The sequence below is a fragment of the Aeromicrobium sp. PFPM2_SD2 genome, from assembly GCF_057364525.1.
The window spans coordinates 1-7,426 of record NZ_JBNFNZ010000076.1 but is presented as its reverse complement, the minus strand read 5'-3'; the positions used below and the strand labels follow the sequence as shown (position 1 = coordinate 7,426).

The 7,426-nt window shown below is 73.7% G+C and carries 7 protein-coding genes and 1 pseudogene; 4 read left to right on the top strand and 4 right to left on the bottom strand.

The window, feature by feature from the left end; all coding sequences use genetic code 11:
- A partial coding sequence (locus AC2W7G_RS05835; RefSeq protein WP_485867607.1) for a DUF4192 family protein occupies positions 1–283 on the bottom strand: 283 nt, incomplete at its 3' end.
- A 114-nt stretch (positions 284–397) separates the two neighbouring features.
- On the opposite strand from AC2W7G_RS05835, the gene AC2W7G_RS05830 reads away from it, so the two are divergent.
- Both AC2W7G_RS05830 and AC2W7G_RS05825 read left to right on the top strand, forming a co-directional pair.
- On the top strand, positions 398–1,711 hold the full coding sequence (locus tag AC2W7G_RS05830; protein ID WP_485867606.1) for a DNA polymerase IV: 1,314 nt from the start codon (positions 398–400) through the stop codon (positions 1,709–1,711).
- On the top strand, positions 1,708–3,810 hold the full coding sequence (locus AC2W7G_RS05825; protein ID WP_485867605.1) for a S9 family peptidase: 2,103 nt from the start codon (positions 1,708–1,710) through the stop codon (positions 3,808–3,810). Before AC2W7G_RS05830 ends, AC2W7G_RS05825 begins: the two co-directional genes overlap by 4 nt.
- 1 nt (position 3,811) lies before the next feature.
- On the opposite strand, the gene AC2W7G_RS05820 is transcribed toward AC2W7G_RS05825, so the two are convergent.
- The gene (locus tag AC2W7G_RS05820; protein WP_485867604.1) at positions 3,812–4,348 is read right to left on the bottom strand and encodes a 2TM domain-containing protein; all 537 of its coding nucleotides are present in this window, start codon (positions 4,346–4,348) and stop codon (positions 3,812–3,814) included.
- 59 nt (positions 4,349–4,407) lie between these two features.
- On the opposite strand from AC2W7G_RS05820, the gene AC2W7G_RS05815 reads away from it, so the two are divergent.
- Positions 4,408–5,001: a TetR/AcrR family transcriptional regulator gene (locus AC2W7G_RS05815; RefSeq protein ID WP_485867603.1), complete on the top strand. Its 594-nt coding sequence runs from the start codon at positions 4,408–4,410 to the stop codon at positions 4,999–5,001.
- 86 nt (positions 5,002–5,087) lie between these two features.
- Positions 5,088–6,031, top strand: a pseudogene (locus tag AC2W7G_RS05810) (sigma-70 family RNA polymerase sigma factor).
- Between the two features lie 125 nt (positions 6,032–6,156).
- On the opposite strand, the gene coaE reads toward AC2W7G_RS05810, so the two are convergent.
- Both coaE and AC2W7G_RS05800 read right to left on the bottom strand, forming a co-directional pair.
- Positions 6,157–6,744, bottom strand: coding sequence for a dephospho-CoA kinase (gene coaE / locus AC2W7G_RS05805; protein ID WP_485867602.1), 588 nt, complete (start codon positions 6,742–6,744; stop codon positions 6,157–6,159).
- Positions 6,745–7,426: VldE C-terminal domain-containing protein (locus AC2W7G_RS05800; RefSeq protein ID WP_485867601.1), on the bottom strand; the 682-nt coding region annotated here is incomplete at its 5' end.

Genomic DNA, 7,426 nt, shown 5'->3' with positions numbered 1-7,426 from the left:
ACCGGCGCGCTGAGCACGTCCGGCGACGTACCCGTCGCCCTCGGTGACGGTCACGAGCACCAGGGCCGTCCGGCTCGGCCCGCGCAGGTGGTGGGCGACCACCTCGGGCGGCGGCGTCGACGTCGGGCCCGGACGGCAGGTCGAGTCGCAGCCGGAAGCCGAACCGCACCCGCTCGCCGTGGGTGGCCACGGCGACCAGCGACTCGTGCGGGACGAAGCCGAACAGCGCCGGCAGGAGGTCGAGGATGTCGGGGACGTCGTGGCAGACGTGGCGGGGAGTCATGCGTCCACGCTGGCGCCGCGCCCCGACCACCCGGCCGACGCCCGCGAGCGCCTGTGGACGCCGACGCCACCGGCGCCGCTGTGGACGACGGAGGGCTCGGGCAGGATGGACGCCATGAGGGCGGAGGCGTCGATCCTGCACCTCGACCTCGACGCGTTCTTCGCCTCGGTCGAGCAGCGCGACAAGCCGTCCCTGCGCGGCAAGCCGGTGGTCGTCGGCGGCATCGGGCCGCGCGGCGTCGTCTCGACCGCCTCGTACGAGGCCCGGGTGCACGGCGTCCGCTCGGCGATGCGCACGAGCGAGGCGCGGGCGCGGTGCCCGCACGCCGCCTTCCTCGGCGGACGGTTCGACGCCTACCGCGAGGCCAGCCGCATCGTCATGGAACGGCTGCGCGAGGAGTCCCCGCTCGTCGAGCCGCTGTCGCTGGACGAGGCGTTCGTCGACCTGGCCGCGGGCGAGGGCCACGACCCGGCGCGCGTCCACGAGCAGGTCGACCGGCTGCGGGCGGACGTCGAACGGCTCACCGGCGGGCTCACCGCCTCGGTCGGCGTGGCGTCCAGCAAGCTCATGGCGAAGATCGCCAGCGAGCTGGAGAAGCCGGCCGGCTCGTTCGTCGTCGCCCCCGGCACCGAGCAGGAGCTGCTCGGGCCCATGCAGGTGACGGCGATCCCCGGCGTCGGCCCGGCGACGGCGGAGCGTCTGCGTCGCGTGGGCATCACGACGGTGGAGGAGCTGCGCGGCCCGTCGCAGGACGAGCTCGCCCGCCTGCTGGGCAACGCGTCGGGCAGCTCGCTGTACCGCCTGGCCCGCGCCGACGACGACCGTCCGGTCGTGGCCGAGCGCGAGACGAAGTCGGTCAGCGTCGAGGACACGTTCGCCACGGACGTGACCGACCGGGCCCAGCTCGGCCTGGTCGCCGAGCGCATGGCCCGCCGGGTCGCGGCCCGGCTGGCCGCGCACGGGCTCTCCGGCCGCACGGTGACGCTGAAGGTGCGCCACCACGACTTCGAGACCCACACCCGCTCGACCACCCTGGCCGGTCCCACCGACAGCGCGGCGCTGCTGGCCGACACGGCCAAGGCGCTGCTCGCCCAGACCGACCTCGGCGGCGGCCTGCGGCTGCTCGGCGTCGGCGTCAGCGGCCTGGCCGACTGGGTCCAGGACGACCTGTTCGGCGCGAGCGCCCCGGAGGAGCCGGACGAGGACGTCCCGGAAGCCTACGAGCCTGAGGTGCCGCGCTGGTACCCCGGCATGGACGCCTCGCACGACGCGCACGGCGACGGCTGGGTGTGGGGCGCCGGCCTCGGACGCGTGACGGTCCGGTTCGAGACCCGCCACACCCCGCCCGGGCCGGTGCACACCTTCCGGGCCGACGACCCCGCGCTGCACGCCGGTCACCGGGGCACGACCGGTACGTTCGCCTCATGACTTCGGAAGCCCCCGTCGCGAAGGTCGTCCCCACCACCCGCACGCACCACGGCGACGTGTTCGTCGACGACTACGAGTGGCTGCGCGACAAGGACTCCCCCGACACGCTGGCCTACCTGCAGGCCGAGAACGCGTACGCCGAGGCGCAGACCGAGCACCTGGCCGACCTGCGCCGGACGATCTTCGAGGAGATCAAGGGCCGCACCCAGGAGACCGACCTGTCGGTGCCCACCCGTCACGACGGCTGGTGGTACTACTCGCGCACCGTCGAGGGCCAGGAGTACGCGCTGCGCTGCCGCTGCCCGCTCGCCGACCCCGACGACTGGACGCCGCCCGAGCTCGACCCCACGCAGCCGATCGAGGGCGAGCAGGTGCTGCTCGACTCCAACGTCGAGGCCGAGGGGCACGACTTCTTCTCGCTGGGCGCGTTCAACGTCTCCCCCGACGGCCACCTGCTGGCCTACTCGGTCGACGTCGAGGGCGACGAGCGCTACACGATCCGGGTCAAGGACCTGCGCACCGGCGAGCTGCTCGGCGACGAGATCACCGGCGCGTCGGCGGGTGTGACGTGGTCCGGCCGCGGGACGCACCTGTTCTACACGACCGTGGACGACGCCTGGCGTCCTCACCGCGTCTGGCGGCACCGGCTCGGCTCGGACGCCGAGGACGTCCTCGTGCACGAGGAGACCGACGAGCGCTTCTTCGCCGGCGTCGGCATGACCCACTCCGAGCAGTGGATCGTCGTGGCTGCGTCGTCGAAGATCACCAGCGAGGTGCGGGTCCTGCCCGCGGACGACCCGGAGGGCGAGCCGCGCGTCGTGTGGCCGCGCCGCGAGGGCGTCGAGTACTCCCTCGAGCATGCGGTCGTCGCCGGCCGCGACGTCTTCCTGGTGCTGCACAACGACGGCTGCCCCGACTTCGAGCTGGTCAGCGTCCCGGTCGACGACCCGCAGCAGCGCACGGTGGTGCTGCCCGGCACCGAGGGCGTCCGGCTCGAGGACGTCGACGTGTTCAAGCGCCAGGTGCTCGTCTCGTACCGGCGCGACGCGCTCCCCCGCGTCGGCCTGGTGCGGCTGACCGACGACGGCTTCGGCCCGCTCACCGAGATCGACTTCGGCGAGGAGCTGTCGAGCACCGGCGTCGGCGCGAACGCCGAGTGGGACCAGCGCCTGGTCCGCGTCGGCTACGCCTCGTTCGTGACGCCCCCGTCGGTGTACGACTACGACGTCGAGACCGGGGAGCGTCACCTGCGCAAGCAGGTCGTCGTGCGCGGCGGCTATGACGCGAGCCGGTACGAGCAGCACCGCACCTGGGCGACCGCGCCGGACGGCACGCAGGTGCCGGTCTCGGTCGTCGCCCGCCGCGACACCCCGCGCGACGGCACGGCGCCGGCGCTGCTCTACGGCTACGGCTCGTACGAGATCAGCATCGACCCGGCGTTCTCGATCAGCCGGCTGTCGCTGCTGGACCGCGGGTTCGTCTTCGCCGTCGCGCACGTCCGCGGCGGCGGCGAGATGGGCCGGCACTGGTACGACGACGGCAAGACCCTGACGAAGAAGAACACCTTCACCGACTTCGTCGCCGCCGCCGAGCACCTGGTGAAGGAGGGCTGGACGAGCGCCGACCGCCTGGTCGCCGAGGGCGGCAGCGCCGGCGGCCTGCTCATGGGAGCCGTGGCCAACCTCGCCCCCGAGGCGTTCTGCGGGATCCTCGCCGAGGTGCCGTTCGTCGACAACCTCACGACGATCCTCGACCCGTCGCTGCCGCTGACGGTCATCGAGTGGGACGAGTGGGGCAACCCGCTGGAGGACCCGGAGGTCTACGCGTACATGAAGTCGTACGCGCCCTACGAGAACGTCGGCGAGCACCCGTACCCGGCGATCCTGGCCGTCACGAGCCTCAACGACACCCGCGTGCTGTACGTCGAGCCGGCCAAGTGGGTCGCCCGGCTGCGCGCCACGGCCCGCACCGAGGCGCCCATCCTGCTCAAGACCGAGATGAACGCCGGCCACGGCGGCGTCAGCGGCCGGTACGCCTCCTGGCACGAGCGGGCCTGGGAGCTGGCCTGGATCATCGACACCGCCACGAAGGCGGTCTGACTCAGGCGCGCCCCGGCGCCCGCCGGGGCCACACCGTGTACGACACCGCCCAGAGCAGCTCGACGGCCAGGACGACGCCCAGCAGCGGGTACAGGCCCTCGAGCGCCTCGGTGCGGGACGGGTCGTCGACGAGGGCCTGGAGCAGCAGCAGGACCCCGGCGGCGACCGCGGCGCCGAGGCCGCTGCGCAGCACGTCCACCCAGCACCGTCGGGCGTACGCGGCGCCGTAGTGCTTGACCGGGGCCGGTCCGCCGGCGAAGCGGTGGGCGAACCGGACGTCGGCCCAGCGGATCATCGCGTGGCCGTAGGCCAGCGAGAAGCCGAGGTAGAGCGCCGCGAGCCCGTGGGCGGTGCTCGCCGTCGCCCCGGCGCGCAGGTCGAGGACGGTCGCGGCCAGCAGGACGACGTCCACGACCGGGGTGAGGGCGAGCAGCAGCAGGCCCAGCCGCCGCCGACGCAGCACGTACCGCGCCACCAGGCCGGCGCCGATCAGCACCCAGAACCCCAGCTCGCAGGCCACGATGACCGCCAGGACCATGTCCGTCTCCTCCAGCTCGTCGTAGCACGGTCGTGCTACGACGAGAACGTAGCACGACCGTGCTAGGTTCTCGGCATGCGCCCCGCCTGGACCGTGACGCCCGCCGCGCCGAGCTGGCCGAGGCCGTCTGGCGGGTCGTGCGCGAGCAGGGCGTCGGGGCGGTCTCGGTGCGGACCGTCGCCCAGCAGGCCGGCGTCGCCGTGGGCTCCCTGCGGCACGTCTTCCCCACGCGCGCCGAGCTGCTCGAGTTCTCCGCCGCGCTGATCGTCCAGCGGGCCGCCCAGCGCGTCCGGGCCGTGCCCGACGACGGCGAGCCGCTCGCCCGCGCCCCAGGCGTCCTGGAGGAGCTGCTCCCCCTGGACGCGACCCGGCGGGCCGAGATGGACGTGAACCTCGCCCTGGTGGCCGAGGCGCCCGCGCTCCCCCGCCTGGCGGGCATCCGGGACGAGGCGCACGCCGGCATCGCCACGCTCTGCCAGCAGGCGGTCGAGCGCCTGGGCGGCCGGGCCGACGCGACGACCGTCCGGCGGCTCCACGCCCTGCTCGACGGGCTCGCGCTGCACCTGCTCGCGCAGGACCCCGAGGCGGACGTCTCCTGGGCCCGCTCGCTGCTGCGTGCCGAGCTGGAGCGGATCGCGTCACACCACGGCTAAGAAGCGCCTGAGAGCGGAATCAATCGCCCGGGACGTCCGTTGACGGTACATGGACGGAGCAACCGGACGAGAGTGGTGAAGAACTGATGGCGAGCACGAGCACTGAGGTCGAGGGCAAGGACAGCGTCGGCATGTACCTGGCCGAGATCGCGCGGACGCCGCTGCTGGACGCGGCCCGCGAGGTCGAGCTGGCCAAGGCGATCGAGGCCGGTCTGTTCGCCCAGCACCTGCTCGAGACCGGCCGCGTGGGACGTCGCAAGGGCGGCGCTCCCAAGCAGGCCACCGCCGAGGAGCTGGAGTGGATGGTCGCCGAGGGCGAGCGCGCCCAGGAGGAGTTCACGCAGGCCAACCTGCGCCTGGTCGTCTCCATCGCGCGCAAGTACGGACGCGCCCAGATGCCCATGCTGGACCTGGTCCAGGAGGGCAACACGGGCCTGATCCGCGCGTCGAGAAGTTCGACTACGCGAAGGGCTTCAAGTTCTCGACGTACGCCACGTGGTGGGTGCGCCAGGCGATCACGCGCGGCATCGCGCAGCAGGCTCGCGTGGTGCGGCTCCCGGTGCACGTGGTCGAGGAGCTCAACCAGGTCACCGGCGCGCGCCGCACGCTGGAGCGCCAGCTGGGCTACGACCCGGAGCCGGCCGAGATCGCGGCCGAGCTGGGCATGACCGTCGAGCGCGTCATCGACCTGCTGTCCTGGGGTCGCGACCACGTCAGCCTCGACACCCCGGTGGACGAGGACGGCGACACCTCGCTGGGTGACCTGATCGCCCGCGAGACCGCGCCCGGCCCGGACAACCAGGTGCTGGACGTCGAGGCCAGCGACCGGCTGTCCTCGCTCATCACCGAGCACCTCGCCCCGCGCGAGGCGGACATCATCAAGGCCCGCTACGGCCTGCTGGACGGCCGTCAGCACAAGCTGGCCGACATCGGCAAGCGTCACGGCATCTCGGCCGAGCGCGTGCGTCAGCTCGAGCGCGAGTCGCTCGCCACGCTGCGCCGCATCGCCGACCCGGACCTCGCCGCCTGATCGACCCCGAAGCCGCCAGGGCCCCGCTGACCGACTCCCCGACGGTCGCGGGGCCCTGGTGCGTCCGGAGCCCGCTCCCCGAGCCCGACGAAGGAGCTCCCGGAGCCTGTCGAGGGGTCGCCGGCTCAGGAGCGAGCGAGCGACGCCCACAGGGCGTCGACGGCGTCGCGCAGCTGCTCGGGCGTGCCGGCGTTGTCCAGCACCCGGTCGGCGACGGCCAGGCGCTCCTCGCGCGACAGCTGCGCGGCGATGCGCGCCCGCGCGTCGGCCTCGGCAAGCCCGCGGTGCTCGACCAGACGCTGCACCTGGGTCTCGACCGGCACGTCGACGACCACGACGAGGTCCATCGCCCGGTGCGCGCCCATGTCGACGAGCAGCGCGTTGTCGTGCCACGACCACGGCGCCCGGCCCCGCCTCCTGCTCGAGCGCGCGGCCCGCTCGCGGATGGCCGGGTGGGTGATGCCCTCCAGGTCGCGCAGGGCGGCCGGGTCGGCGAAGACGATCGCACCCAGGGCGGGACGGTCGAGGGTGCCGTCGGCCCGCAGGACGTCGTCGCCGAACCGCTCGGCGATCGCGGCGAGACCGGCGCTGCCCGGCTCCACGACGTCGCGGGCCAGCTGGTCGTAGTCGAGCACCGTCGCGCCGAGCTCGCGCAACCGGGTGCTGGCGGTGCTCTTGCCCGAGCCGATGCCGCCGGTCAGTCCGAGCCGCACTCAGCCCCCTGTGGTGACGTGGACGTGGTCCATGTGGTTGGCCGTGGCCGAGCCGCGGTCCTCCATCGAGCGCCAGCCCTCGCCGGCGCGCTGGGTGGTCCAGATGCGCTGGCGCCAGATGACCTCGGTGACGCCGAGCTTGGCGGCGTTCTCGCGGACGAAGTCGGCGATCTCGGTGCCGAGGTCGCTGCTGACCATGATGTCCAGCGCCAGGCCCTGGCCGTGCATGCCGTCGTTGCGCAGCCCGCCGTAGACCTCGATCTGCGGGAAGCGGGCGCACACCGCGCGGTGGACGTCGATCGTCGACTGCGCCAGGCCCTGCTCGACCTCGGAGCCGGTCGGGCACGGCTCGGTGCCGATCGTGGGCTTCGGCTTCGGCTTCGGCTTGGGCTTGGGCTTGCTCGTCGAGAGGTAGTCGGCGCGCACCCAGCGGCGCACGCCGTCGACCACGACCTCGGCGTAGCGCCCGTCGCGACGTCCGGTCACCGCGATGGTCCTGCCCTTGCCGACCTCGGCCACGACGACGGCGTCCTTGAACGGGCCGACGCGCACGTCGAGGGCCGTCGTGGCGAAGCGGCGACCGCGCACGACCGGGTCGGACTCCTCGCGCAGCGGCGGACGCACGTCGCTGCGGGAGACCGGCGGGGACGGTCGGGGGTGGTGGCGGACGGCGTTCGGGGCG